The sequence below is a fragment of the Wolbachia pipientis genome (genome assembly GCA_023052945.1).
GTDB lineage: Bacteria > Pseudomonadota > Alphaproteobacteria > Rickettsiales > Anaplasmataceae > Wolbachia.
The window spans coordinates 224314-248788 of the sequence record CP095495.1 but is presented as its reverse complement, the minus strand read 5'-3'; the positions used below and the strand labels follow the sequence as shown (position 1 = coordinate 248788).

Below are 24475 nucleotides of genomic sequence, written 5' to 3'. Positions count from 1 at the left end.
GGTGTTGTTACTTAGTATATTCTTGCTTCCACTGATAGGAGCGTTGATTTTATCCTCGATCAGGATTAATCATCAATCTATACACCTAAGATTCCTTGCCCTATTTTTTGCTATACTTCCATTTTTGCTTAGCATTGTAGCTTGTATAGAATTTGATTATAACAATGCGGACTTTCAGTTTGTCAGCTATCCAATCAAGAATGTAGGAATAGGGATAGATGGTATATCGTTGCTTTTCCTTCTGCTTACAACTTTCTTGTTTGTAATTTGTATACTCTATAACTGCAAAATGAGTTATACGACCCTAAAAGCCTATATGGCATTATTTCTACTGCTTGAGAGTTTTGTAGTCGGGTTTTTCGTTTCACTGAATGCTATAAGCTTTTATGTGTTTTTTGAAGCTGTTTTAATACCAATGTTCTTTATTATTGGCATTTGGGGAGGGAAGCAAAGGATATATGCGACGTTTAAGTTATTTCTTTATACATTAACTGGCTCATTATTATTTCTGCTTGGCTTGGTGTATATCTATAGTACTTTTGGGACGTTTAATATACAAAAATTAGCTACATTAGTGCCAAGCCTTGATCTTGAAGTGCAGTCATTGCTGTGGATTACATTTTTTATTTCTTTTGCAATAAAAGTACCTATGTTTCCATTTCACACTTGGCTTCCTGATGCGCATGTGCAATCACCAACTTCTGGATCTGTGATTTTAGCTGGCTTGCTTATTAAAATGGGGGGATATGGATTTTTAAGGTTTTCTATTCCAATGCTTCCTCAGGCAAGTTTATATTTTTCAAATTTCATTGTTGTGCTGAGCATTATTGCGGTGATATATGCTTCTCTAGTTGCGTTTGCTCAAGATGATATAAAGAAGTTAATAGCTTATTCTTCAATAGCACATATGGGGATCGTTACTGCTGGCTCTTTTTCATTTTGTGAGGAAGGAGTACTGGGTAGCATATTTCAAATGATCAGTCATGGCCTTATCTCTGCTGCTTTATTTTTATGTGTTGGAATGCTATATACTCGAACTGGAACTTTGGAGATTGCAAAGTATTTTGGCATAGTAAACACAATGCCAAAATTTGGTTTTATGTTCATTTTGTTTTCAATGGCTTCAATAGGGCTACCTGGAACATCTGGGTTCGCAGGTGAGTTTTTGGCTATGGTTGGGATGTTTAAAAGCATAGGGTTTTTTACAGGATTTATCGCACTTGGCACTATTTTAAGCGCAGCTTATATGCTGAATTTATGTAAGCAAATAATATGGGGGGTTAGCTATTCTAAATTATTAAATAATCGCTTGGATAGCATAGAATTTTCTGTCTTGATTCTGCTTGCAGTGTTTGTTATTTTGCTTGGATTCTACCCAACCCTTGCACTGAATTATTTGAAGCCATGTATGGCAAATTTGTTAGTCAAATATAATGCGCTATGAATTATATACAGATATTGCCGGAAACGTTCTCTATTATTTCCTCGTTAGTGTTGCTACTGCTTGGAATTATATTTAACCGCCAAACTATCAACTTATTAGCACTTGGCTGCATAGTGATAACTTTGATTATTTTAATTATTTCGGCAGAAAACAATGAAATTTTTCTCTTTAATTCGTTGTTAAAACTCAATTTATACATCAGATTAGCTCAAGGATTGATTCTTACCACAGGAATTTTAATACTTTTGCTGCTGAATTTATCAAAATATGACTATAAATATGAATTTTCAATACTGATTCTTTTTGCGCTATTTGGCATGATAACTTTGGTTTCAGCAAATAGCTTGATTTCTTTCTATTTAGCTTTTGAGTTGATGAGTATATCTTTGTATGTTCTTGCGAGCTTTAATAAAGATTCAGCTTATTCATGTGAAGCAGGAGTGAAATATTTTACACTTAGTGCACTATCTTCCTGCATTATGCTATATGGAATGTCGCTGCTTTATGGATATACAGGACAAGTCAATTTCTCTGAGCTCAGTTCATTCTTACAAAACCATCAGATAACTTATGGAATAGTTTTTGGGTTAGTCTTTGTCCTAATTGGTTTGTGTTTCAAGCTTGCTATTGTTCCTTTTCATATGTGGGCTCCAGATGTCTATCAAGGTGCACCTACCATAGTAACTGCGTTTTTTTCTACAGCTCCAAAAGCTGCACTTGTAACATTTTTAATTCGATTGATGAATGAAGAGTTAGTAAATGTAAAAAGTTATGTTCAGCCTATTTTCTTATACGTTTCAGCATTGTCTGTGCTTATCTCAGCTTTTGGGGCCTTGTGTCAGCAAAACTTAAAAAGGCTGCTTGCTTACAGTTCAATTGGTCACATTGGTTTTATATTTGCTTCACTTTCTATTTTTACACAAGCAGGAACAGATAGTGCCTTAATGTATTTGGTGATATATATCATCACAAGCATAGGACTATTCTCATATCTCGTACAAATTGACGATGACGATTGTGATATTGCAAATTTATCTGGTATAGGGAAGAAACACCCAATTGTAGCATTTCATCTTTCTGTACTGTTACTCTCGATGTCGGGAATACCTCCACTTGCAGGTTTTATCGCTAAATTTTTTATATTCAAAAGTTTAATAAATTCTGGCTTTATCAGCCTGTCTTTGATCCTTGTAATAGCGAGTGTGATATCATGCTACTATTATTTAAATATCATGAAAGTTATGTATTTTGATAAAGCTAGTGGTAATAAGGTTGCTTATTCTAAGGGTCTATTCATTATCACTTCAGTGGCTTCACTGATCAACCTCGTTCTTTTCTTGTACGCAGAAGATCTTTACTCACTCATTGAACTAAAGGGTTGACAAGGTGATCCCTGAGGGCTTTCATATTCATCACTATAAAGAAGTTTCAAGCACTAATACAGAAGCGTTGGATTTGATTGATAAAGGAATATCAAATGAAACCGTCATTATTGCCGACAAACAAACAGAGGGTAGAGGGCGCACTAGAAAAAGCTGGATTTCTCCCGAGGGTAATTTTTATGCAAGTTTGGTAGTAAACCTCTTTAAAAATTATCTCGATAAAAGCCCGCTTTCGGTGTCATTCCAGCGCATGACGCTGGAATCTAGGAATCAAGAAGCATGGATCCCAGTGTCAAGCACTGGGATGACATCGGATGGTACTGGGATAACAGTAGGCTTAACGAGTCAAGTTAAAGACATCAGCAAATTAACAGAATTGACTTTTGTGACTGCTCTTGCTGTAGGGAATACTTTACTGTCATTTATGAATGATAGTAACATTCAATATAAATGGCCAAATGATGTCCTAGTTGATAGTAAAAAAATCAGTGGAATATTGCTTGAAAGAAAGTCCAATTCGAATTGGCTCATTATAGGAATTGGAATTAATGTCAATCATGCACCACTTCCAGGAACAACGTGCATTAGCAATTACGGTGAATCTGTGTCTAACATGGATCTGTTAAAGGAATTAATAATAAATTTTAATAAGCTAAGGAAGCAATGGCTATTTGATGGGTTTTATGCTATAAGAGAAATGTGGTTAAAAAAAGCATTCAAAATGAATGAGCAAATCAGTGTAAAGTTAGCTGACAAATTGTATGAAGGAATTTTTGCTGATATAGATAAAAGTGGTAAATTGGTGTTGCAGCAAAAGGATGGAAGCTTAATTTATTTTGATGCAGGTGAGTTATTTATTGATAATGCATTATGAATACATATGTAATTTTTGCTTACCTTATTAGTTTTACGTTGATTACCGGAGAACTGATTCTTACCATTTCTTGCTATATTAAAAGTAAAAAAATTCTAGAAAGCCTGAAAGATAATAATGAAGAAGAAACATAAGCGATTACTTATAACTTCAGGAATTTTCTGCTTTTTAAGTTGTGCAGTTTTTTTTATTTTAACAACGCTCAAAGAAAATATCTCATTTTTCTATACAGTAAGTGAGGCAATAGTTTTACCAAATAATCAAAAGCCAATCCGTGTTGGTGGAATGGTTGTTGAAAATAGCGTGATACGGAGCGAAAGCGAAGTAGTTTTTCAAATGACAGATTTTAATAAAAGCGTCACGGTAAAATATCAAGGGATACTTCCACCAATGTTTTCAGAAAAAAGTGGTATTGTTGTGCAAGGTAAAATGTTTGATAATAGTACCTTTCTTGCAGATACGGTGTTTGCAAAACATGATGAGAACTATATGTCGAAAGTTTTAAAATAGATTCCCTAATCCAGCTGTATTGAAACGATATATGTAGAGAGAGTAACAGCCTGCTAGCAAGCTGTTACTTTCCTAACTACTAGAGTATATCAGGATGGGTTGGTGCCTCCTCAGGTAACATATTATTTACCTTACCTGCTAACTCAATTAGATTTTTTTTAATCCTGCATCATCGTTGCCTATAATATCTTCCAAACTTTTAACTTTAGCTTGCTCTTCTCCTAACTTAGTATTCAAGCTACCAATAAGTTGTGTGTTTATATTCAGAACTAATTCATCAACTGCTTTTTTAACAGTATCACCACTTACCGTTTTTTTAAGGTCTTGTATATCCTTATCAGTACCTGTCTTAAGTTTAATAAGATTAAGATCGCTTATAAGCTTTTCTTCATTACCAGCAGTAAAATTATCCTCATTTTGTACAAAGTTTTGCGAGTTCTTACTCATATGAATTACCTCCATAAATTATTAAAGTTTAAATTATTTTTTAGTTTCACATACAAACTGTTTTTTCTTTTAACTTATAAACATTAATTTATAGGTATCCAAGTTTGCACTAAACATCTATTACTGTAAATTCAGTGTTAGTATCTTGAAAGACGTAAGGTGATAGATGTGCATTATCCCAATTTGCTTCACTTTGCTCAGGAAGCATCTGGTCAATCTTATCCATAAGATCTCCTATCTTTTCATTTTGTTCTTCAAGTTTCCCTTTTAATGCATCAATAATAGCTTTAGACTGATCTTTATTGCTAAGATCACCAATCACAGATATGACTTTCTCATGAGGCAGTTTGTGAATAATATCTTTCAGCTCTTCTGCATCTACGTTATCCAAAAGTTCTTTAAACTGCTTATTAGACATACTGTGAGCAAAAGCTTGAAGTTTTTCTGGGTTATTCGCTAAAGCCTCAATAATCGTCTGAATCTTATTAAGATCAGTTAAATCTCGAGCTACTATTGCAAGTTTATCGTGGTCTAGCTTCTTAACTAAATTATGTAATGTATCTTCTTCTAAAGTGTCTACTAGGATTGGAAGTCGATTTTTCAACGCTTCGTCCAAAATAGTGTTTATACTTTTCTCATCTGCATTTCTTATGAGTTCTACAAACTGATCATTGCTTGTTGTCTTGATAACCTCCATGAACAGATCCATTTTAAGGTGAGGGAAAATTTCTCTTACTTGATCTAGGTTAAAGTCTTTTACTAAGTTCGTAACCTGATCCTTATTTAATAAGGGGACTATTATTTTTAACTTTTCTTGATTTAATTCATGAACAAGAATGTGTAATTGGTGGTTGGTAAAATGACTCACCAAAGCTTTCCATTGATTATCTGTTAAGTGCTCTACTAAATCCTCTATTTGGCCTGGACGAAGAGTATTGGCAAGAGTTTCTAACTGATCTTCTGTTAGTTCCTCAACAAAAATTTTAGCAAACATCTTTGATAGTATTATATTCTCTGGTATTTTAGATAATATATCTTTTATTGTTTCTTCACTGACATCCAGTCCAATATATTGTAATGCCTGATTGTCAGGTGAATTAATAATATTTCCTTGATAATCTGAGAAATAATATTTGTAAGTATCAGACAACTCTTCCTGTGTTACATAATTGTGTTCAGATCTCTCAGATTTAACATCATTACGCAAAGCACCAGCAGTACCTTCTCTGCTTACAAAGTACGATTTCATTGACAGTTTGGCTAACATATCATCATAATATACAAATGCACAACTGTTTTCTGTATAACCTGGTTTATCTCTAGAAAGAATACTTTTCAGGGTATTCCCCTCTTCGTTCCTTATGCAATAAAACCCATCTCTAGCGATGTTATTGCCGCATAATCTTATTGGTAATTCTATTGCTTCATCTCCTTTTCCCAGTTGCACAAGCTTAACTTTTTTAACAGATTGAAAACGAAAAAAGTCAGGCCAATAGACGCTGCTACCAAATTCTTTTGATAATTCCTCTCCGGGTACCATCTTAAAGACATGTTTTTTTCCATTCATGAGTATTACCTAATAAATTTAATTATAGTTATTCTAACATTCATTGATTAATTTATTGTTAAGTTGATATATATTAGAATTATAATAATAAGCATTACTTGTGTAGAGAAAAGTTACGAAAAGAAATAAGGATTTTTTTGAAACCTAGTATAAAATACCCTATGTGTTATGGACTAAAAAGGCTGTTTTTGCAGGTTTTGTAGCATGCTAGAGCTAATATAGACTGGTGGAGGCAAGCGGGATCGAACCGCTGACCTTCTGCGTGCAAAACAGATGCTCTACCAGCTGAGCTATGCCCCCAATTCTTGCTTAAAGCATAAATCACTCAGGCTGAAATGCAAGAAATATTTATCTGTTATAGCTAGACCGACTTAGATTTACCGACAATTTGAAAAACCGTCATTCCGCTACCCGTTAGCGCCGCGGCGGTATGACGTGTTAGCTATAGGCTATTGCTAAGCATTATAATAGTACACAAATTCTGCAGGGTATATACAGTTTTCTATTTTTCTTATCTCCTTAGCGTTATACTTCACACCATCCAAATAAATCTGTGAACTGAAAATTAACAAGAAGTTTTCCTTTAAAAATTTTTTTAAATTATCCATAGATTTTTTAACTAAATTATCACTAACGCAGTATATTATATAATTTATTTAATCACACATGAAAATTTTAGTTTGATTAAAACGGATAAAAACTATATTACTGTTTAGTATGGCTGAAAAATGAAATGATCCCGTAGCTCAGCCGGTAGAGCAACTGACTTTTAATCAGTGGGTCACGCGTTCGAATCGCGTCGGGATCACCAGTCGTGTTTTACGAACTTCTCTCTATAGTAATTTACCACAACATAAAACCCGCCACAGTAGCCTGTTTTAACTACCTATACGTACAGCCTTTTTGTCTAATTATTTGCCCCAAAATTCCTGTTTTCTTTCCGTAATCTGTTAATTTTCTACTACTTTTCTCAAAAAGGTAGGTACTTTTTTGAGAAAAGTAAATGAGTAAATAAATAAATTTCGCGTGACGCTGAAGAGTGACCTTACCCAGAAAAAGTGGAGAGAAAGAAAGGAGTTTTTTCGGGTAAAATAAAATTTTGGAGATGGCAAGAGAATATACGGCAGAATTCAAATTGGAAGCTGTTAAGCTGGCAAATGAACAAAGAAAGGTAGGTCAACCAGTTGCAAAAGTAACAAGAGATTTAGGAATAAGGGATAGTGTATTAGGAAAATGGATGAAGAAATATAACGAAAAAAAGTCAGCGACAAATGCATTTCCAGATGTAGTACCTTATGACAAAGAGAGATTTGATTTACAGAAAGAGTTAGCAAAAGTAACAAGAGAAAGAGACATTTTAAGAAAAGCCCTAGCCAGTCAAAAAGAATAAAATATTTTTTTATATAGTAAACACCATAAAGTGCAGGTAGGGTTTTGAATGTATCTGCTAGTTGCTACTATAAGTGGACTACAAGGAAAATAAGCAGTAGAGAATCAGCAAATAAAAGCAGACATTCAAAAAAAGCTTCTAAATGTAGATATGGAGCTCCTAAAATTCATGCTGAATTGAATGATGATTGTAAATTAACGTTTGTAATTTTTTAGGTAATGAATTCTTTGAATACAAAAAATACGATCCACAGTATTCGAACGTTTCAGATGAATATAAATTCATAAGTTTAAATTGTGTAAAAAAAGAATACAATCCAAATCTCAGCGAGTTATTTAGTCATCGGCCATCGTTTTTTATTACAAGACCTGCTGAAAAAGGTGATTGAAAAAATGATGTGAGAGAGGTAGAAGAAGAATAAGCAGATCAAGTAAGGAAAAAAAATGAGCTTTAGTTACTATAATATGAAAAAATACCCAAGAAACTTTCGTAATATAACAGGTTTAACTATAGAGAAGTTCGAAAAAGTAGTGGAAAAAGTGAGGTCTGGATGCGAAAAACAGAAAAAGTGTCATGGTAGAAGATCAAAACTACCAACTCTGGAAGATAAGTTGTTTTGCGTAATTTTGTACTATCGCACTTACATAACACATAGATTTTTAGGATGCCTATTCAATGTACACAACGCAAATGTATGTAGGTTACTTAAGAGAATAGAGCCATTACTCGCCAAAAAAGTGACTATAACAAAAGATAGAAGTATGACGCCAGAAAAAATACTGAAGATTTTGGCTGATGTTACAGAACAGCAAATACAGAGACCAGAAGATAGTAAAAAACGGAAGAAATCATATTCAGGAAAAAAAAGAACCAACACTATGAAAACTGAGATTATTATCGAAGAAGGAGGAAGAATTTTATCAGTGTCAAAGTCATACCGTGGTAGAATTAGTGATTTCCGCATAAGGAAACAAGAAAAATATTTACCACTTGATAGCATAAAACATGCCGATTCTGGATATCAAGGTTGGCAAAAATTGCAAAGCAATGTTATAATTCCATATAAAAAGTATCGTAAAAAGCCATTAACTCCAGAGCATAATAGAAGATTAGCATCATTTAGAATGAGAGTAGAAAACAAGATCCGAGAGATAAAGATATTTAAGATTATGTCGAATGTTTATCGCAATTTTCAGAAAAAATATAACCTGAGGTTCAATATTATTGCTGGTATTGTAAATCTTAAGCACGCCTTTTAGTTAACCTTGATTTTAGTCACCCTCCTTTCCTTTTTTTTATCGCTTGATTCGCAGCAGGTCTTGAGATTAATCTAAAAGAAATGTATATATGGACAGATGCAAATAGCGAATTTTGTTTTGCAGAAGATGACAATATAACTCTTCATACTATTCCAGAGTTATTGTAATTATACGCACCAAATTAGGAAAGAATGAAGTGAAAAAGGAATAATATGGTCAGGTTATAGGATGACAGAAGTTGGCTTTATTAGCTATAGGTGGTATGATACTTAGTCAATTTAAGTAAGCAGATGATCTTAGCTACAAAAGTATTTTTTACCTCATTTGTTTTTGGATTTATTCTTTTTCCCTATTTTATAAAGCTTCTAAAAAAAATAAGTAAAGATGGGCAACCAATTAGATCATGTGGACCAGAAAGTCATTTAATAACAAAAAAGAATGTACCACCTATGGGCGGAATAATAATACTGATTTCTTCTTTATTACCAATTTTACTCTGGGCTCAGTTAACACCAGAAATTTTGCTGCTGATATTGATAACTCTATTTTTTGCCCTACTTGGATTTATTGATGATTATTTAAAATTGAAGACAAATCACTATCGAGGTTTAAGTGCAAAAACCAAAATACTTATTCAGTTTATTGTAACTCTGGTTAGTATGTCTATACTTAAGCTATACTCTGCTGAAGGTTTTACAAAAATATCCCTATTTAAAGGAGTAATAATCGACTTTGGCTATCTATGTGTCCCATTCGCTGCGTTTGTAATTGTCGGCTCTGCTAATGCTGTGAATCTCACAGATGGTTTGGATGGCCTTGCTGCAACTCAAGTTATCACTTCCTTTGCTTTTTTGGGGCTAATTGCATATATAACTCAAGCAGATATGAATATTACTTTATTCTGCATTGCATTTATAGGAGCTATTTTAAGTTTCTTGTGGTTTAACACACATCCGGCAAAAATATTTATGGGTGATGTTGGTAGCTTGTCGGTAGGTGCAGCTTTAGGGTTAACTAGTGTCCTAATTAAAAGAGAAATGCTTTTTGCCGTTATTGGAATAATCTTTGTAATAGAGACTCTATCTGTGATTATTCAGATATCATATTTTAAATATACAAAGTTTAAATATGGAGAAGGAAAAAGAGTTTTTCTTATGGCACCAATACATCATCACTTTGAGAAGAAGGGATGGTCAGAAAATGTAATCGTTATGAAATTTTGGATAATTTCTATTATCTGTTCAGTTTTTACTATAACTTTCTTATTATAAAAACCTATGAAATACCCAGACTTTACATTAGAAAATAAATTATCAGGAGTGATAGCAGGAGTGGATGAAGTTGGAAGAGGTCCGCTAGCTGGTCCAGTAATATCCGCAGCCGTAGTGTTTATTGATAGAAATACAATTATTGATGGAATCAACGACTCGAAAAAGTTGACTCCTCAATGTAGGCAAGTCCTATATGAAAAAATAACATCCGTTGCAAAATTTGGTATAGGAATGGCAAGCGTAGAAGAAATAAATTCATACAATATCTTGCAAGCAACAAAACTTTCAATGAAACGTGCGTTGATAGACCTGGACCTAGAATTAGATTATGTGCTAGTTGATGGTAATCAACCACCTGAAGTGAAATGGCAAGTGAAATCCATAGTAAATGGTGATAATTTGAGTACATCAATTGCAGCAGCTTCAATCGTTGCAAAAGTTACGAGAGATCGGCTTATGCAAGAATTGCACAATAAGCATCCTGAATATAATTGGTATAAAAATAAAGGATATGGGACAAAAGAGCACCTTAACGCTATTGGTCTTTATGGAATTACAGAACATCATAGAAAAAACTTTGCACCCATATCTCGGGCATTATAGCCTTTAATCACTTACCTTTTTTGAAAGGCATGTTTTCATTAAATAGGCAAACTGTACTTGATCCATTCCTTAAGGTAAACACTGAACTCACCCTTTCGATTATCAGGTAGTTGTCAGCTGTACGGAAATTTACTAAAGACTCATACCCTGCAGAATCAACCATAAAAACTGCCGGGAAATCAGAGTTTATTTTATTGAATTGTAAATATGTAAATTTTCCGTCATCAAAAACCTTAATTGGTATTATTGACTGACTGCCTTTAACGTGCGAGATGGAATAATTAAAATTTAAGCCCTTCTTTACAATTTCAATGTCGTTTATATCAGGAATAATGGTATGACTAGCTTGTTCGAAGATATCGCCGTTATTTGTTGTGTAAATCTCATCACTGCTAAATAGTGGATAAAGAAACCTTACTTCATATGCTAATTTTGGATCATCTAGTCCAGTTGCTTCTTCAGCATGAAGTTCAAAGTAATAAACTCTTTTATTGGTAATTATAGTTGCGTTAGTATCGGCAATATCATCTATAGGCTTAATAAACAATCTGTTACCTTGAGGAAGGAGTTGCCAACCAGTTGAATCACCCATTGAAAGGTTTTGTATTACCTCCCCTGGTTCAAACAATATGCTGGATTGATAACCATAAAAACCCGTATACTTATGTATAGCTTGTGGGTTATAATTTATTACCTTTATGTGATTATCTCCAGCTATTGAACGTGGCTCCTGTTTTGCAAGTGCATCACTACCACAAAAAAACAACAGTACGGCAACCAGTAAACCAATCATAATATCAAAATAAATTAATCTTCATTTTATCATTGATAGACATGCACTGCAACTGTTAAGCTGTACTATAAACCCCAATTATAGGTTAGCAAGGGGTAGAAAAGGCAAGAAATAAGGCAAACTCCTTAAATACTTTAGAACTACAGGAGGCTTCACCTGAACGGATATACTTGGAATCCTGCCATTTTCACTTCGTAAACATACCAAGAATTCTGTCCATTATTCCACCCATATTTGCTTCAGCTTGAGTATATTCTATTTTACCACCGTGCAAGATTAGTTTAATATCTGATCCAGGTGATATATTAACAAATTTACTGCCAACAACTCCACTGCTAGTGATCAGAGCTGAGCTATCAACTGGCAACTTTATATCTCGGCTTACGCACATATCGATTCGTGCTATGTAGGTAGCTTTGTCAAGTGACACACCAGTTATGCTTCCAACGTCCACACCAGAGATCTTGATACTATCACCAACTCCTATACCGTTAGCATTAGCAAAGAGACCATATATTTTATAGCAATCCTCATAGTTTTTCTTTATGTAAGATAGCTTATCAATAGCAAAGAAAATCAGAAAAATAGTGAAAATCAATACAAATAATCCAGCGGTTATTTCAAGTATATTTGACCTTCGCATCTTTAGTTATCAGGACTCCAGCTTTTATAGTAATTTTTCACTTTTTGGTTTGGATAGTATGCATCTTTTGTACCCGTTAAATTAGGAGTATGTTTTACTTTTCTTTTTTTATTATTAACTGGTACTACATTATCAGTATAGTGAAGCCATACATGCCACTGTGGAGGCACTGTTGTAGGCTCAGAGACACTGCTATACATAATCCACCTTTTCCCTTTACTTGATTCATAGTAAGAATTTCCATTTTCATCTCTTCCTACAAATTTATCTTCTCTTCGTAATAGGCGTTTTATTGCGTTACAAATTTTAGATGACATAAGAGTATTAAAACAAAAAGTATTATATATACTAATACTTTAACGATATATTAACAACAATTTAATGCAATTACCAATTTTACAAGTTATTATACCAATAATTGCATCAATGTTTTGCTTTCTTACCAAGAAACACAAGGTATCTTGGTTTATTTCTTTTATTGCAACAACAATCACTCTTATCATTTCATCGATACTACTCGTAAAAACATATAAAGGCGAGATTATAACTTATCACCTTGGAAATTGGGCTCCTCCGCATGGAATAGAGTTAAGAATCGACGTGTTAAACTCCTTGATTCTAACTTTGGTGAATTTTATAGCGCTGATTAGCGTGCTTTATAGCTTTTATATTAACGAAAAAGAAATTAGCAAAAACAAAATCACTGGTTTTTACTCTCTATTTCTACTGTGCTTAAGCGGACTGCTCGGGATTCTAGTAACAAACGACATATTCAATCTTTATGTTTTTTTGGAAATTTCATCTCTTTCTTCTTATGTATTAGTTTCAATGGGAAGGGATAAAAAAGCCTTGGTTGCAGCATTTGAATATCTAATTAGTGGCACTATAGGGGCAACGTTTTACTTGTTTGGTGTTGGGCTTTTGTACTCCATGACAGGAACGCTCAATATGTCTGACATGGCTGAAAGAATAGTTCCATTATACGATAACAACATCATAAAATTTGGCACATTGTTCATTTTTGTTGGTCTCTCAATTAAAATGGCACTGTTTCCATTAAGCAGGTGGCTGATTAATGCATATAGTGAGGTGCCAAGTTTCATTAGCATATTCTTTTCAGGCACAGTGACAAAAGTGATGATATATGTTTTCATTAGGATCTTCTATACTGTTTTCCATCAGAATTTCTTCTTATTTAAACCATCACTAAGCAACGTGATAATTATCCTTGCACTTTGCGCTATTATATTTGGGTCAATATCTGCAATAACTGCAAAAGATATAAGAAGATTGCTTGCTAATTCTAGTGTCAGCCAAATTGGTTATATAATTTTAGCACTGAGTTTTAACTCAAAAACAGGTGTATTTGCAGCAATTCTTCACATAGTAAACCACAGCATAATAAAAACATCTTTATTCATGGCTGCAGGATGTATTTCTTACAAATTTGATACAACAAAAATAGAGAATTTATCGGGACTCAAGAAATCAATGCCTTATACAGCACTTGCGTTTACTCTACTTAGTTTAGCATTAGTCGGTGTGCCGCTAACAAATGGCTTTGTAAGCAAATGGTATATAATGAAAGCAGTTATAGAATCTCGCGCGTGGATTTCCCTGATAGCTTTTGCTGCCGGTTCTTTTCTTGCACTAATATACATGTGGAAGATGGTAGAGAAAATGTATTTTGAAAATAGTGCAGCATCAAGCGCTGGAATGACACTAGGCAAAATTAATGATGTGCCATTTCCTATGCTTTTCTGTCTATTGTTTATGGCAGCTTTAACAATAGTAACTGGAATATATAGCACTCCAATTCGGTTAGTAGTTGAGAAGTTGGTTTTTTGATTTTTATCTTTGTTTCATATTTTACTATACTTTAAGGTTATAAGTGTGGATAGGCTGAAGAAGATTCATTGGTTATTAGTCATTAACGTGATAGTGCTGTTTTGCATTGGCATTGCTGTTCAATACTCTTCTGCTGGAGGAAAGTGGGTACCATTTGCAATTCACCAAATAGTCATATTTTCCTTCTTTTTCCTACTCGCTATAGCTATGTCATTCATAGAGCTAGATTTTTATTTGGAGCACGCCTACTTTTTTTATATAGCAGCAGCGATTTCGCTATTAGCAGTAAATTTTTTTGGCTCGCACATAATGGGTGCGACGAGGTGGATAAGAATTGGATCAATTAGTTTGCAACCATCAGAATTTGCAAAGGTAGGCTTAATACTTGCACTTGCTCGTTATTTCAATAAACAAAGTGTGTATAAAATGATGGAATTTAAAAGATTGCTTAAGGCGGTAATAATTATTTTCTTGCCTGTATTCTTGGTGTTAAAGCAACCTAATTTAGGCACAGCTGTGATAATGTTGTTTATAGGAGCATCAATTATATTCACAGCAGTAATAAAAAGAGCTCATTTAGTAATTTGTGGGACGCTTGGCATTTTTGCAGTACCTGCTATTTGGCCTTTTTTACGTCCTTATCACAAGCAAAGGATATTGTCGTTTTTGGATTCATCAGTGGATCCACTTGGAATAGGTTATAATGCGCAGCAATCTCAGATAGCTATTGGTTCAGGAGGTTTGCTTGGTAAGGGCTTTGTTAACGGAAGTCAAACTCAACTTGGATTTTTGCCGGAAAAGCGTACAGATTTTGCTTTTGCAGTGCTGAGTGAGGAGTGGGGCTTTTTAGGTAGCATGGCTTTAATTTTGCTTTATACCTTATTACTTGGCATAATTTTCTCTATCGCTTATAGGTCGAAAAATTATTTTTCTAAGTTAGTATCTATCGGGATTTTTGCTTTTTTTGGCGCTCATTTTTTTATAAACATTGGAATGTCAATAGGCCTCTTGCCTGTTATAGGCGATCCACTGCTATTTCTTTCCTATGGAGGAAGTACAACTGCTGCAAGCTTGATATGCATAGGATTATTGCTGGCAATAAAAGCAGATGAACAACAAAATGCTTGTATTTTACCTATGCTAAAGTAAAATTAAACTTTACTTAATAGTTTTTATGCTAGATGAAATGCGTGAGGAGTGTGGGGTATTTGGCATAAGTTGCAACCAAAGTGCTGCTTTTAACTCTATACTTGCTCTCCACGCTTTGCAGCATAGAGGTCAAGAGTCTTTTGGCGTAGTAACCAGTAACAACGATAAGCTGCACTCTTATCACTTTCAAGGTCAAGTGAGCAGTGTATTTGATGATATAGATGAAATAAAGAAATCCTTACCTGGAGATTGTGCAATAGGTCATGTTCGATACTCAACAAGTGGTAGTAAATTTGGAGTGCAGCCCATGTTTGGCAAAAGTGGCAAATTTGGGGATTTTGCCATAGCACATAATGGTAATTTAATTAATATTTCTCCGATACGCGAACAATTAATTAAACAAGAATGCGTTTTTCAGTCAGATATTGATACAGAAGTAGTAGTGCATCTGACAGCAAGCGGTGAAAAAGATAGCTTTTTAGAGAGTTTTATATATGCATTAAAGCAAATACAAGGTGCTTATTCTTTTGTGGCAATCAATCAAGAAGTAGTTATTGGAGTACGTGATCCATCTGGAATCAGGCCTCTTGTTTTAGGAAAGTTAAACGGTTCTTACGTTCTTGCATCTGAAACTTGTGCTCTTGATATAATAAATGCAGAGTTTATTAGAGAAATAGAACCAGGCGAATTAGTTACCATCAGTTCGGATAGTAAGCTAGCCTCAATGTTTCCTTTCCCACAGCAAAAATCAAGTTTTTGTACTTTTGAATACGTTTACTTTTCGAGACCAGACAGCATAATGGAGAATAGGTCCATATATGATATAAGAAAAGAAGTAGGAAGAATACTTGCAGAAGAGAGCCCACCAAAAAACAATGTAAATATGGTTGTACCAATACCTGATTCTGGAATACCTGCAGCTATTGGATATGCAAAGCATTCAGGATTACCTATGGAACTGGGGATAATTCGTAATCATTACATAGGAAGAACTTTTATACAACCAACCGCTGAAGTACGTAAAGTTAGAATAAAATTAAAATTCAATGCTAATAAGCACACTTTGAAAGGTAAAAACATAATTTTAATAGATGATAGTATAGTGCGTGGTAGTACGTTAACAAATATAATAGTTATGCTAAAGGATGCAGGAGTAAAAGAGATTCACCTCAAAATTTCAAGCCCACCAATTAAGCATTCTTGTTTTTATGGAATAGATACGCCAGAGTGCAAAGATTTAATTGCTGCAAATAAATCTGTAGAGGAAATTAAGGAAGTTATAGGAGTAGATAGCCTAGCCTTCTTGAGTATTGATGGACTATATCAGGCTGTTAAAGGAGAGGTGCGTAACAATGCTACACCACAATATTGCGATGCTTGTTTCACTGGTGATTATCCAATTGGCAAATAGTCTACGCAAGATCTTAAGTTTTTAAACCGCCAAAATTTCTCTTGGCCTTTACTAATTCCGATTCTCGGAGTGCAAATATAATCTGGTTTGAGGTGAGATTCATAAACACAAAATTTGTGGCTTATAGTAAGGTCTTGCTTATTATGTTCTTTTGTAATGTTTAATCTTTTGCACAATATTCCTGGTCCGCCTAAGTTTGCTTCAAGCGGTTCAATGAGCTTTAATCCCCGTATTAACACTGCTGCTGGGAACCCTTCTGCTTCTGTTACAATATTTAAACAGTAATACATTCCATATATAAAATACACGTACGAAAACCCCGGCATACCAAACATTACTGAGGTTCGGTTAGTATAGCCTCTTGCCGCGTGACAAGCTGGGTCATTCATTCCTATATAGGCTTCAACTTCGGTTATTATTCCACTAAAGTTAGAAAATTTGAGGACTTTTCCCAATAACTCTCCAGCTACAGTTAAGGTCGGCCGCTCGTAGAAATTTCTTGGTAGTATTGTGCTACCCATTTTTATTTTTGTTCTAAGGTTCTATATAGAATTCAGTTTAAGAATTTCTGGATCCCAGTGTCAAGCACTGGGATGACAAGAGGGGAGCTACTTGAATGACAAGAAAATGGTACTGGCATAATAAGAAAGAAACACTGAGATGGTGAAAGAGAGAATATACGCGAGCAGCATCCATAGGGTAGCGCGTGACGCTGGAACCCAGTTTTTTTCTATTACCACAAACCATAGCTTAATTAGCTAGAATAGTATAACTAGCGAGTACGAAATGGAGAAGTTTCAATTAAAGATACAGTTTCAGTGCTATTAGTTAACATATATGCCTCCATTATTCTTGATATATAAATGTTAGTATATAGATACCATGCTAATTAGTCAATATAAATTATGATGTTTAATGTTGAAAGCTCAAATACTCCTTTGCTTGGTCGGTTAGAACGCGTCCTCTTGGTGTGCGCTTTACAAAACTAATTTTGATTAAATAAGGTTCTACTGTTTCTTCAATATTGCCAACATCCTCAGATAGCGCAATAGATATGGTGTCAATTCCAACAGGGCCTGAAGTGTTGAATAAAAATCTTAGATAATGCATATCAAGTTTATTGAGTCCCATTTTGTCTACACCCAATTTTAGTAATACAGAATCAGCGACTTCATAAGTGATTTTTTTATCATCTTTCACTTCAACAAAATCCCTTATTCTCCTCAGTAATCTCAAAGCAATTCTTGGAGTGCCACGTGCACGGCAGGCAATTTCCCGTGCTGCATTTTCTTCAATTTCAGTAGAAAGAACTCTTGCGCCTCTTTTTATAATATTAACCAGTTCTTCAAAAGAATAAAACTCAAGATGCAAGGGAATGCCAAAACGATCTCTGAGTGGCGCAGAAAGTAATCCAAGCCGTGTAGTTGCTCCAATTAACGTAAATGGTGGTAGATCTATCCTTAAAGTGCGAGTAGATGGCCCTTCACCTACTAATATGTCCAAGCAAAAATCTTCCATAGCAGTATATAAAACTTCTTCGATGCTGCGGTTTAATCTATGGATTTCGTCGATAAATAGAACATCTTTTGCATTTAAAGTGGTAAGCACTGCAGCCAAGTCCCCAGCTTTGCTAAGTAAAGGACCAGAAGTTGCGCGAAAGCTGACCCTTAACTCTTTAGAGACAATTTGCGCTAAAGTTGTTTTGCCAAGTCCTGGAGGACCGTACAATAAGACGTGATCTAAGGCTTCAGTTCTCGTCTGTGCAGCGTTTATAAACACTTTTAAATTTTGTATTAAGTCTTTTTGCCCGACAAAATCATCAAGTTGCTCAGGCCTGATGTTGATATTGCGCACATCTTCAGTATGTTCTTTATCGCACGATATTGATTTCATAGTGTTTTAAGTGCCATACGAATAATATCCTTAGTGTCCAGGTTTGGCGATTCATCTTGTATTTTTTTTATCGTATCACAAGCTTTCATTTTTTCATACCCAAGATTGATCAAAGCTGAAAGGGCATCTTCATTGATTGGATGAAAATTATTGTTATTTATTTCTAATTTACTCACTTTGCCACTTAATTCAGTGATGATTCGATTTATGAGTTTTAGGCTTTAGCCACTCATCTTGAGTGCTACTTTATCTTCATTCATAATTGCCAAAAATAGCTGTTCTGGAGTTAATTTACTCAAAATTGACATTGCAGTTTTGTAGCTAACGCCGCTTACTTTAACAAGCAACCTCAAGCACTGCTGTTCTTCTTTGCTTATGAAACCATATAGCTGAGCAACATTTTCTCTGTTATTTGCATAGGTTTCGATAAGTAATTTAACTCTACTTCCGATGGAACATGCATTTAAAGTTTTGGCTGAGAGATACACTATATAGCCAACATCATTCACATTCAGGATTATGTGATCACTGCGCACTTCATCAACTATTCCGCTTAGATTTCCTATCATTTTTAGTACTGTATAGAGTTCAGTTTAAATACTCTCAGATCTTAGGTCAAGCAAACGAACATTATAACAGAGAGCCAAGTAGCTCATAGAAACGAAAAACTTCCTTGACACATTTTGCCAACATTTGCCGTTTCAAGTCTGTCTGCTATGACTTTTATATACTGATAATCATTATACTCACACCCCGGCACCACCGTTTAAAAGCACAGTTTAATGAATTTTAGAAAGTTCATGATATAATGTTGAAACCAGCGCGTGACGCTGGGATGACAAAAAAAGGAGCACTGGCTGTAGCCCTACGTTATACCGCCGCGGTATCTCTTAACATAGATCCCGCTAACACGTAGCGGGATGACGGTTGTCGGTAGGTCTAAATTACTTTAGCCATAAATATTTAAGAAATTCACCAAACAAAAAAAAGGCAAAAGAAGCCCTAGTCATTGTCTATTTTCAGTATTGGCGTTTTTTAAGTCTTAAACGCTGCAATTTAGCTGCTTTTAAACGGCAACTAACCTTAGCTTTAATATTTAAGAAATTTACTAGGCAGAAAAAAAAGGCATAGAAAACCCGTGGTAGCTAGTTATTACACTCTCTATTTTAAAATTTGACGTTGGGTGATGTCTTGAACGCTTTATAAGCGCGTTTCAGCTTATGTAGGTAAAAACCTAGAAATTTTATAAAGACATACGGTGCACATAGTGCAAAAAATTAAACAATAGTACGCCAAATACAAGTTTTCTTGTCATTTTAATCTGCTGCAGAGATTGCGAAGTTAAATGAAATAGCTTCACTTTCATGATAAGGGGGCTGGTGGAGTTTGTCAAGCAAGTTTTTTGTATCTTAACATAAGACCTGCTGCGAATCAAGCGATAAAAAAAGGAAAGGAGGGTGACTAAAATCAAGGTTAACTAAAAGGCGTGCTTAAGATTTACAATACCAGCAATAATATTGAACCTCAGGTTATATTTTTTCTGAAAATTGCGATAAACATTCGACATAATCTTAAATATCTTTATCTCTCGGATCTTGTTTTCTACTCTCATTCTAAATGATGCTAATCTTCTATTATGCTCTGGAGTTAATGGCTTTTTACGATACTTTTTATATGGAATTATAACATTGCTTTGCAATTTTTGCCAACCTTGATATCCAGAATCGGCATGTTTTATGCTATCAAGTGGTAAATATTTTTCTTGTTTCCTTATGCGGAAATCACTAATTCTACCACGGTATGACTTTGACACTGATAAAATTCTTCCTCCTTCTTCGATAATAATCTCAGTTTTCATAGTGTTGGTTCTTTTTTTCCTGAATATGATTTCTTCCGTTTTTTACTATCTTCTGGTCTCTGTATTTGCTGTTCTGTAACATCAGCCAAAATCTTCAGTATTTTTTCTGGCGTCATACTTCTATCTTTTGTTATAGTCACTTTTTTGGCGAGTAATGGCTCTATTCTCTTAAGTAACCTACATACATTTGCGTTGTGTACATTGAATAGGCATCCTAAAAATCTATGTGTTATGTAAGTGCGATAGTACAAAATTACGCAAAACAACTTATCTTCCAGAGTTGGTAGTTTTGATCTTCTACCATGACACTTTTTCTGTTTTTCCTATCCAGACCTCACTTTTTCCACTACTTTTTCGAACTCCTCTATAGTTAAACCTGTTATATTACGAAAGTTTCTTGGGTATTTTTTCATATTATAGTAACTAAAGCTCATTTTTTTCCCTTACTTGATCTGCTTATTCTTCTTCTACCTCTCTCACATCATTTTTTCAATCACCTTTTTCAGCAGGTCTAAGGAAGTTTTATAGCCTAGCGTCACACGCTGGAATGACACCGGATCTCACATTCATTCTACTGCAACGCAGAAAATTCGTACAATTGTGTATGATGTAGGGTTTCTGGCTACATTTTTCTATTAAACTCACCTTTCCTCTATATAACAGATTTCGTATTAAATTTTAAATTTAATGCGCCTAGATATACAAGCATTCCTAGCAAAACCATAGGTATAGAAAGCAACTGCCCCATAGTTAAATCAAGCCACAAATAGCCAATTTGATAGTCTGGTTCGCGAAAAAACTCAACGAAAAAACGTGCTATTCCATACCACATAACTGCAATACCAGTTAACGCACCGTGATACAGTCTTATTCTAGTCAAGAAAAACAGTGAATTTGCAACTGCAAAAAGTAGCAGTCCTTCAAAAAGTGCCTCATAAAGCTGGCTTGGATGACGCAGCAAATTATCACCACTTTCTGGAAATACCATACCCCATGGCATAGTTGTAACTCTGCCAAATAACTCTCCGTTTATAAAATTGCCTATGCGACCTAAAAATAAACCTATGGGAACTCCGCAAGAAACTAGGTCCAGTGCATAAAATATAGGAATGTTATGTCTTTTACACGAAATTATTACTGCAAGCAAAACTCCTATAGCACCACCATGAAATGACATTCCTCCTTCCCAGGTCTTCAATATCTCGATAGGGTTGCTTATATAAAGAACTGGATCATATATCAATACGTAGCCAAGTCTACCTCCAAGGATAATGCCTACAATAGTGGCTGTTAATAACGAATCGTAAAAATTCTTAGTAAATATTTTTTGGTCGTCTAGCTTGTGTAAATACCAATATGCAGACACTATACCCAAAACGTAAGCTAAGGAATACCAATATATAGAAACAGAACCGATGCTGAAAATTACTGGATTTAAAGACATATTTTGCTATAAATTATTCTTAGACAATCTACTTTTTTCACGATTCCACTCTCTCTGTTTTATGGTTGCTCTCTTATCGTAGAGTTTTTTTCCTTTTACAATGGCAATTTTAGTTTTTGCAAATCCTTTATCATTAAAATAGATCGAAAGCGGCACAACAGTTATCCCAGCGGTTTTGATTTGACCAATTAGTTTGTTTATCTCTTTTTTATGTAAAAGCAGTTTACGTTCCCTTTTTGGTTTATGATTTTTTCGGTTTGCAGCTTTATATTCTGCAATATGCATATTGTGCAGCCATATTTCACTATTTTTTTCGATAACGTAAGCGTCGGAAATATTTACTTTCCTTTCCATTAGTGACTTTACCTCACTGCTTAATAAGACCATACCCGCTTCAAATTCTTCTAAGATGAAATATTCAAACCTTGCTTTCCTATTTTCTGCAATAACTTCCATATCTAAAGATATCTTTAAGCTTCAATATATTACAGAGTTTTTGATTTAATTCATAATATATCTTTCCTTAAAAAATCATTTAAGTTATACTGCAAACCATGAACCTTAGGCAAAAAATCAAGTTTTTTTCTCTATCATTTGTAATTTTATTTTCTCTATGGACTGTATTGTCTGGTTATTTTGAGCCATTTTTTATTTTTTGTGGAGTGTTTTCCTCTATATTCACATTATTTATCTTTAGAAGGTTGATAAACGCTGAAAGAGCTCTTAGCCAGATTTTAAATGGTACGAGTAGACTGTCGTTTTATAAGTTAGTAAGTTATATACCATGGTTAATGTACCAAATCATTTTATCAAGTGTTTATGTAACAAAAAAGGTGCTACGACTCAAATCTAAGCTTGAGCCAATCATTATCCTAAGAAAATGCAAAGGGCATAATGATGAAAGCATTGCGTTATTTGCCAATTCGGTTACAATCACTCCTGGAACTTTAACTATCAATGTTGAAAGTAAGCAGAAAACATATTTCTCTACCATGTATCTGATAGATAAAGATCTTGAAAGCGGCATTTCTGAAATAGAAAATAAAATCTCAAAAATACTACGTTCAGTTAAGTAATTGCTTTAAATAAGTTAACAGCATCCTTATATTCCCTTACAAGACTTTCAAGCATCTCTTTTGGAAGGCTATTGTTAACAATGGAATATAAATAATTATATAAATCTTCTAACCTTAGTATGTTATTTCTCTTCTTGCTGTTGAATTTATATGGAAAAATACCTTCCATAACTTCAATAGTAGTAGCCTTGTTTAAAAATACATTTTCACTTGTCACGCTTATTCTTGCTAAAACAGTGTTAATTTCAGGTTCGTCATTTGTATAAAAATCTGATAGCTGAGTTATTCTAATAACGTATAAAGTTACTATTTTTGATAAGCAATTATCAGCATATTCACAATTTTTTATTACCTCCCACTGAGTAACCTGAGATTTACCTATTTTTGCATTGTTCGGTAATTTACTCATTCAACTTTCTCCATTTAATCCAGTAAATAGATTATACTAATACTTTGTTAAATAAATGATAACGCAATCATAAAAATATATATTCATGATGGCATGTTATGTAAAATAGTACGATATCCAAACATTAAAGTTGATTTAGGCTGGTTTATATTAGGCACCTCTTATTTCTGCATTACCTAAGCAAGCTAAGCTGTAAAATGACAGTTGGACATCAGCTCATAACAGGAGCACTCTGAAATATAGCTAACCCAAGAAAGGTTTCCCCACGTCATACCGCCGTGGTATCTCAACATAAGACCTGCTGAAAAAGGTGATTGAAAAAATGATGTGAGAGAGGTAGAAGAAGAATAAGCAGATCAAGTAAGGAAAAAAAATGAGCTTTAGTTACTATAATATGAAAAAACACCCAAGAAACTTTCGTAATATAACAGGTTTAACTATAGAGGAGTTCGAAAAAGTAGTGGAAAAAGTGAGGTCTGGATGGGAAAAACAGAAAAAGTGTCATGGTAGAAGATCAAAACTACCAACTCTGGAAGATAAGTTGTTTTGCGTAATTTTGTACTATCGCACTTACATAACACATAGATTTTTAGGATGCCTATTCAATGTACACAACGCAAATGTATGTAGGTTACTTAAGAGAATAGAGCCATTACTCGCCAAAAAAGTGACTATAACAAAAGATAGAAGTATGACGCCAGAAAAAATACTGAAGATTTTGGCTGATGTTACAGAACAGCAAATACAGAGACCAGAAGATAGTAAAAAACGGAAGAAATCATATTCAGGAAAAAAAAGAACCAACACTATGAAAACTGAGATTATTATCGAAGAAGGAGGAAGAATTTTATCAGTGTCAAAGTCATACCGTGGTAGAATTAGTGATTTCCGCATAAGGAAACAAGAAAAATATTTACCACTTGATAGCATAAAACATGCCGATTCTGGATATCAAGGTTGGCAAAAATTGCAAAGCAATGTTATAATTCCATATAAAAAGTATCGTAAAAAGCCATTAACTCCAGAGCATAATAGAAGATTAGCATCATTTAGAATGAGAGTAGAAAACAAGATCCGAGAGATAAAGATATTTAAGATTATGTCGAATGTTTATCGCAATTTTCAGAAAAAATATAACCTGAGGTTCAATATTATTGCTGGTATTGTAAATCTTAAGCACGCCTTTTAGTTAACCTTGATTTTA

23 protein-coding genes, 2 tRNA genes and 2 pseudogenes are annotated in these 24475 nt (G+C 34.2%); 14 read left to right on the top strand and 13 right to left on the bottom strand.

Annotation, left to right across the window (positions count from 1 at the left end):
- Position 1: 1 nt before the first annotated feature.
- From MWH06_01150 to ccmE, 4 genes are all read left to right on the top strand, one after another.
- Positions 2 to 1444 carry an NADH-quinone oxidoreductase subunit M gene (locus MWH06_01150; protein ID UPA55297.1) on the top strand — a complete coding sequence of 481 codons (1443 nt, stop codon included), beginning with the start codon at positions 2 to 4 and terminating at the stop codon, positions 1442 to 1444.
- Positions 1441 to 2826, top strand: coding sequence for an NADH-quinone oxidoreductase subunit N (locus MWH06_01145; GenBank protein UPA55296.1), 1386 nt, complete (start codon positions 1441 to 1443; stop codon positions 2824 to 2826). Before MWH06_01150 ends, MWH06_01145 begins: the two co-directional genes overlap by 4 nt.
- Positions 2827 to 2830: 4 nt before the next feature.
- Positions 2831 to 3700, top strand: coding sequence for a biotin--[acetyl-CoA-carboxylase] ligase (locus tag MWH06_01140; protein UPA55295.1), 870 nt, complete (start codon positions 2831 to 2833; stop codon positions 3698 to 3700).
- A 117-nt stretch (positions 3701 to 3817) separates the two neighbouring features.
- The gene (gene ccmE / locus MWH06_01135; protein ID UPA55294.1) at positions 3818 to 4210 is read left to right on the top strand and encodes a cytochrome c maturation protein CcmE; all 393 of its coding nucleotides are present in this window, start codon (positions 3818 to 3820) and stop codon (positions 4208 to 4210) included.
- A 147-nt stretch (positions 4211 to 4357) separates the two neighbouring features.
- Here the strand turns inward: ccmE and MWH06_01130 are convergent, their stop codons facing one another.
- The 3 genes from MWH06_01130 to MWH06_01120 form a co-directional block, all read right to left on the bottom strand.
- On the bottom strand, positions 4358 to 4657 hold the full coding sequence (locus MWH06_01130) for a hypothetical protein (protein ID UPA55293.1): 300 nt from the start codon (positions 4655 to 4657) through the stop codon (positions 4358 to 4360).
- A gap of 109 nt (positions 4658 to 4766) precedes the next feature.
- On the bottom strand, positions 4767 to 6224 hold the full coding sequence (locus MWH06_01125; GenBank protein ID UPA55292.1) for an MgtE intracellular N domain protein: 1458 nt from the start codon (positions 6222 to 6224) through the stop codon (positions 4767 to 4769).
- 224 nt (positions 6225 to 6448) lie between these two features.
- A tRNA-Ala gene (locus MWH06_01120) sits at positions 6449 to 6524 on the bottom strand.
- Between the two features lie 435 nt (positions 6525 to 6959).
- Here MWH06_01120 and MWH06_01115 point away from each other — a divergent pair.
- The 5 genes from MWH06_01115 (at position 6960) to MWH06_01095 (ending at position 10747) form a co-directional block, all read left to right on the top strand.
- Positions 6960 to 7035 (top strand) — tRNA-Lys (locus tag MWH06_01115).
- Positions 7036 to 7329: 294 nt separating this feature from the next.
- Positions 7330 to 7614, top strand: coding sequence for a transposase (locus tag MWH06_01110; GenBank protein UPA55291.1), 285 nt, complete (start codon positions 7330 to 7332; stop codon positions 7612 to 7614).
- 443 nt (positions 7615 to 8057) lie between these two features.
- On the top strand, positions 8058 to 8873 hold the full coding sequence (locus tag MWH06_01105; protein ID UPA55290.1) for a transposase: 816 nt from the start codon (positions 8058 to 8060) through the stop codon (positions 8871 to 8873).
- Between the two features lie 290 nt (positions 8874 to 9163).
- Positions 9164 to 10144, top strand: a complete 981-nt coding sequence (mraY, locus tag MWH06_01100; GenBank protein UPA55289.1) for a phospho-N-acetylmuramoyl-pentapeptide-transferase — start codon at positions 9164 to 9166, stop codon at positions 10142 to 10144.
- A 6-nt stretch (positions 10145 to 10150) separates the two neighbouring features.
- Positions 10151 to 10747 (top strand): ribonuclease HII, encoded by a 597-nt coding sequence (locus MWH06_01095; protein ID UPA55288.1) that lies wholly within the window; start codon positions 10151 to 10153, stop codon positions 10745 to 10747.
- Between the two features lie 7 nt (positions 10748 to 10754).
- Here MWH06_01095 and virB9 read toward each other — a convergent pair whose 3' ends face one another.
- The 3 genes from virB9 to MWH06_01080 form a co-directional block, all read right to left on the bottom strand.
- Positions 10755 to 11540, bottom strand: coding sequence for a P-type conjugative transfer protein VirB9 (gene virB9, locus MWH06_01090; protein UPA55287.1), 786 nt, complete (start codon positions 11538 to 11540; stop codon positions 10755 to 10757).
- A gap of 187 nt (positions 11541 to 11727) precedes the next feature.
- Positions 11728 to 12183, bottom strand: a complete 456-nt coding sequence (locus tag MWH06_01085) for an outer membrane lipid asymmetry maintenance protein MlaD (protein ID UPA55286.1) — start codon at positions 12181 to 12183, stop codon at positions 11728 to 11730.
- A gap of 2 nt (positions 12184 to 12185) precedes the next feature.
- A complete protein-coding gene (locus tag MWH06_01080; protein UPA55285.1) occupies positions 12186 to 12500 on the bottom strand; it encodes an NADH-ubiquinone oxidoreductase subunit NDUFA12 family protein in 315 nt (104 codons plus the stop codon).
- A 64-nt stretch (positions 12501 to 12564) separates the two neighbouring features.
- Between MWH06_01080 and MWH06_01075 the strand changes: the two genes are divergently transcribed.
- Genes MWH06_01075 through purF form a run of 3 tightly spaced genes read left to right on the top strand, consistent with a single transcriptional unit; the run spans position 12565 to position 16591 of the window.
- Entirely contained in the window at positions 12565 to 14031 is a 1467-nt protein-coding gene (locus MWH06_01075) for a cation:proton antiporter (protein UPA55284.1), read from the top strand.
- 45 nt (positions 14032 to 14076) lie between these two features.
- A complete protein-coding gene (rodA, locus tag MWH06_01070) occupies positions 14077 to 15180 on the top strand; it encodes a rod shape-determining protein RodA (GenBank protein ID UPA55283.1) in 1104 nt (367 codons plus the stop codon).
- A 25-nt stretch (positions 15181 to 15205) separates the two neighbouring features.
- Entirely contained in the window at positions 15206 to 16591 is a 1386-nt protein-coding gene (purF, locus tag MWH06_01065; protein ID UPA55282.1) for an amidophosphoribosyltransferase, read from the top strand.
- Here the strand turns inward: purF and MWH06_01060 are convergent.
- The 6 genes and pseudogenes from MWH06_01060 to smpB all read right to left on the bottom strand — a co-directional run bounded on the left by MWH06_01060 (position 16573) and on the right by smpB (position 22242).
- Positions 16573 to 17112 (bottom strand): DNA-3-methyladenine glycosylase, encoded by a 540-nt coding sequence (locus tag MWH06_01060; GenBank protein UPA55281.1) that lies wholly within the window; start codon positions 17110 to 17112, stop codon positions 16573 to 16575. The genes purF and MWH06_01060 overlap by 19 nt on opposite strands.
- A gap of 391 nt (positions 17113 to 17503) precedes the next feature.
- Positions 17504 to 18484 (bottom strand): Holliday junction branch migration DNA helicase RuvB, encoded by a 981-nt coding sequence (gene ruvB / locus MWH06_01055; protein ID UPA55280.1) that lies wholly within the window; start codon positions 18482 to 18484, stop codon positions 17504 to 17506.
- Positions 18481 to 19053, bottom strand: a pseudogene (gene ruvA, locus MWH06_01050) (Holliday junction branch migration protein RuvA). The gene ruvB and the pseudogene ruvA overlap by 4 nt, the downstream one beginning before the upstream one ends.
- A gap of 908 nt (positions 19054 to 19961) precedes the next feature.
- Positions 19962 to 20776, bottom strand: a pseudogene (locus MWH06_01045) (transposase).
- A 218-nt stretch (positions 20777 to 20994) separates the two neighbouring features.
- Entirely contained in the window at positions 20995 to 21786 is a 792-nt protein-coding gene (gene lgt, locus MWH06_01040) for a prolipoprotein diacylglyceryl transferase (protein UPA55279.1), read from the bottom strand.
- Positions 21787 to 21792: 6 nt separating this feature from the next.
- Positions 21793 to 22242: an SsrA-binding protein SmpB gene (gene smpB / locus MWH06_01035; GenBank protein UPA55278.1), complete on the bottom strand. Its 450-nt coding sequence runs from the start codon at positions 22240 to 22242 to the stop codon at positions 21793 to 21795.
- 98 nt (positions 22243 to 22340) lie between these two features.
- On the opposite strand from smpB, the gene MWH06_01030 reads away from it, so the two are divergent.
- On the top strand, positions 22341 to 22862 hold the full coding sequence (locus MWH06_01030) for a Na+/H+ antiporter subunit E (protein ID UPA55277.1): 522 nt from the start codon (positions 22341 to 22343) through the stop codon (positions 22860 to 22862).
- Here MWH06_01030 and MWH06_01025 read toward each other — a convergent pair.
- Entirely contained in the window at positions 22855 to 23271 is a 417-nt protein-coding gene (locus MWH06_01025; GenBank protein UPA55276.1) for a hypothetical protein, read from the bottom strand. The genes MWH06_01030 and MWH06_01025 overlap by 8 nt on opposite strands.
- Before the next feature lie 373 nt (positions 23272 to 23644).
- On the opposite strand from MWH06_01025, the gene MWH06_01020 reads away from it, so the two are divergent.
- Positions 23645 to 24460 (top strand): transposase, encoded by an 816-nt coding sequence (locus tag MWH06_01020; protein ID UPA55275.1) that lies wholly within the window; start codon positions 23645 to 23647, stop codon positions 24458 to 24460.
- The last annotated feature ends 15 nt before the right edge of the window (positions 24461 to 24475 follow it).

Excerpts from the sequence above, each read along its gene's own strand:
- MWH06_01145 (UPA55296.1), top strand. The coding sequence starts at position 1,441 with ATGAATTATATACAGATATTGCCGGAAACGTTCTCTATTATTTCCTCG.
- ccmE (UPA55294.1), top strand. The coding sequence starts at position 3,818 with ATGAAGAAGAAACATAAGCGATTACTTATAACTTCAGGAATTTTCTGC.
- MWH06_01130 (UPA55293.1), bottom strand. The coding sequence starts at position 4,657 with ATGAGTAAGAACTCGCAAAACTTTGTACAAAATGAGGATAATTTTACT.
- MWH06_01125 (UPA55292.1), bottom strand. The coding sequence starts at position 6,224 with ATGAATGGAAAAAAACATGTCTTTAAGATGGTACCCGGAGAGGAATTA.
- MWH06_01110 (UPA55291.1), top strand. The coding sequence starts at position 7,330 with ATGGCAAGAGAATATACGGCAGAATTCAAATTGGAAGCTGTTAAGCTG.
- MWH06_01105 (UPA55290.1), top strand. The coding sequence starts at position 8,058 with ATGAGCTTTAGTTACTATAATATGAAAAAATACCCAAGAAACTTTCGT.
- mraY (UPA55289.1), top strand. The coding sequence starts at position 9,164 with ATGATCTTAGCTACAAAAGTATTTTTTACCTCATTTGTTTTTGGATTT.
- MWH06_01095 (UPA55288.1), top strand. The coding sequence starts at position 10,151 with ATGAAATACCCAGACTTTACATTAGAAAATAAATTATCAGGAGTGATA.
- virB9 (UPA55287.1), bottom strand. The coding sequence starts at position 11,540 with ATGATTGGTTTACTGGTTGCCGTACTGTTGTTTTTTTGTGGTAGTGAT.
- MWH06_01085 (UPA55286.1), bottom strand. The coding sequence starts at position 12,183 with ATGCGAAGGTCAAATATACTTGAAATAACCGCTGGATTATTTGTATTG.
- MWH06_01080 (UPA55285.1), bottom strand. The coding sequence starts at position 12,500 with ATGTCATCTAAAATTTGTAACGCAATAAAACGCCTATTACGAAGAGAA.
- MWH06_01075 (UPA55284.1), top strand. The coding sequence starts at position 12,565 with ATGCAATTACCAATTTTACAAGTTATTATACCAATAATTGCATCAATG.
- purF (UPA55282.1), top strand. The coding sequence starts at position 15,206 with ATGCTAGATGAAATGCGTGAGGAGTGTGGGGTATTTGGCATAAGTTGC.
- MWH06_01060 (UPA55281.1), bottom strand. The coding sequence starts at position 17,112 with ATGGGTAGCACAATACTACCAAGAAATTTCTACGAGCGGCCGACCTTA.
- ruvB (UPA55280.1), bottom strand. The coding sequence starts at position 18,484 with ATGAAATCAATATCGTGCGATAAAGAACATACTGAAGATGTGCGCAAT.
- lgt (UPA55279.1), bottom strand. The coding sequence starts at position 21,786 with ATGTCTTTAAATCCAGTAATTTTCAGCATCGGTTCTGTTTCTATATAT.
- smpB (UPA55278.1), bottom strand. The coding sequence starts at position 22,242 with ATGGAAGTTATTGCAGAAAATAGGAAAGCAAGGTTTGAATATTTCATC.
- MWH06_01030 (UPA55277.1), top strand. The coding sequence starts at position 22,341 with ATGAACCTTAGGCAAAAAATCAAGTTTTTTTCTCTATCATTTGTAATT.
- MWH06_01025 (UPA55276.1), bottom strand. The coding sequence starts at position 23,271 with ATGAGTAAATTACCGAACAATGCAAAAATAGGTAAATCTCAGGTTACT.
- MWH06_01020 (UPA55275.1), top strand. The coding sequence starts at position 23,645 with ATGAGCTTTAGTTACTATAATATGAAAAAACACCCAAGAAACTTTCGT.